The 1,142-nt window shown below is 74.2% G+C and carries 1 protein-coding gene and 1 pseudogene; one reads left to right on the forward strand and one right to left on the reverse strand.

The genetic code is table 11. The annotated features are described in order from the left end of the window. The coding region (locus tag ACIQOV_RS42340; protein WP_401056590.1) for a gamma-glutamyl-gamma-aminobutyrate hydrolase family protein at positions 1 to 653 on the reverse strand (653 nt) is incomplete at its 3' end. 165 nt (positions 654 to 818) lie between these two features. On the opposite strand from ACIQOV_RS42340, the pseudogene ACIQOV_RS42345 reads away from it, so the two are divergent. Beyond that, a pseudogene (locus tag ACIQOV_RS42345) lies at positions 819 to 1,142 on the forward strand (hypothetical protein); the annotation flags it as partial.

Consider the following 1,142-nt stretch of genomic DNA (forward strand, 5'->3'; position numbering starts at 1 on the left):
CCCTGCTCCGGATGCCACTGCACCCCGAGCGTGAACCCCGGACCCTCCACCGCCTCCACCGTCCCGTCCGGCGCGTGGGCGCTCACCCGCAGGCCGGCCCCCAGCCGGTCGACGGCCTGGTGGTGGAAGGTCGGCACCTCCAGCTCGCTCTCCGGCAGCAGCCCGCCCAGCAGCGTCCCCGGCACCGGCCGCACCGGGTGCGAGCCGTAGAGCCCGGGCGAGCCGCCGTGCACGTCCACCGGCACCACGTCCGGCAGGTGCTGCACCAGCGTCCCGCCGCACACCACGTTCAGGATCTGCATGCCCCGGCAGACCGCCAGCAGCGGCATCCCCGCCGCCAGCGCCGACCGCAGCAGCGCGACCTCCCAGGCGTCCCGCTCCGGCGACTCGATCTCGGTCGCCGGATGGGCCGGCTGCCCGTAGTACGCCGGGTCGATGTCCGGCCCGCCCGCGATCACCAGGCCGTCCAGCCGGGCCAGCACCTCCGGGGTGCGCTCCGGGACGTCCGGCGGCAGCAGGACCGCGATCCCGCCCGAGTCCCGGACCTGCGCGGTGTACCGCTCGGGCAGCAGGGCCACCCGGCGGCCCCGCCAATCGCTCCAACTCGCGTCCACCAGGTAGGTGCTGACGCCGATCAAAGGCCTGCGATCCATGGCGCGCATTCTCCCCCCGGAGCACCTGATCCACCGTCAGCCACGCGCGTCGGCGCGCCACGGGCACCCGACACCCACCCGCCCTCTTCCGCCCCGCGAGTCGCAGGCCGTACGGTTCGCTGTGACCGCTTGATCTCGAAGAGTGATCGAGGAGGAGGGTTCGGCATGTCCGAACTGCCCGAACAGGCCGCCGCCGGCTCGCCGGCCCGGCCGCCGCTGACCCTGGACGGGCTGCGCACCCTGGTGGACTCCGGCGAGGTGCACACCGTCGCGCTCGCCTTCACCGACATGCAGGGCCGCCTCCAGGGCAAGCGCTTCGCCGCCCGGTTCTTCCTCGACGAGGTCGCCGAGCACGGCGCCGAGGCCTGCGACTACCTGCTGGCCGTCGACGTCGACCTGAACACCGTGGACGGCTACGCCTTCTCCTCCTGGGCCACCGGCTACGGCGACTTCGCGATGCGCCCCGACCTCGGCACCCTGCGGCTGACC

The organism is Kitasatospora sp. NPDC091257 (assembly GCF_044757675.1).
In the GTDB taxonomy this organism is placed as follows: domain Bacteria; phylum Actinomycetota; class Actinomycetes; order Streptomycetales; family Streptomycetaceae; genus Kitasatospora; species Kitasatospora lactacystinica.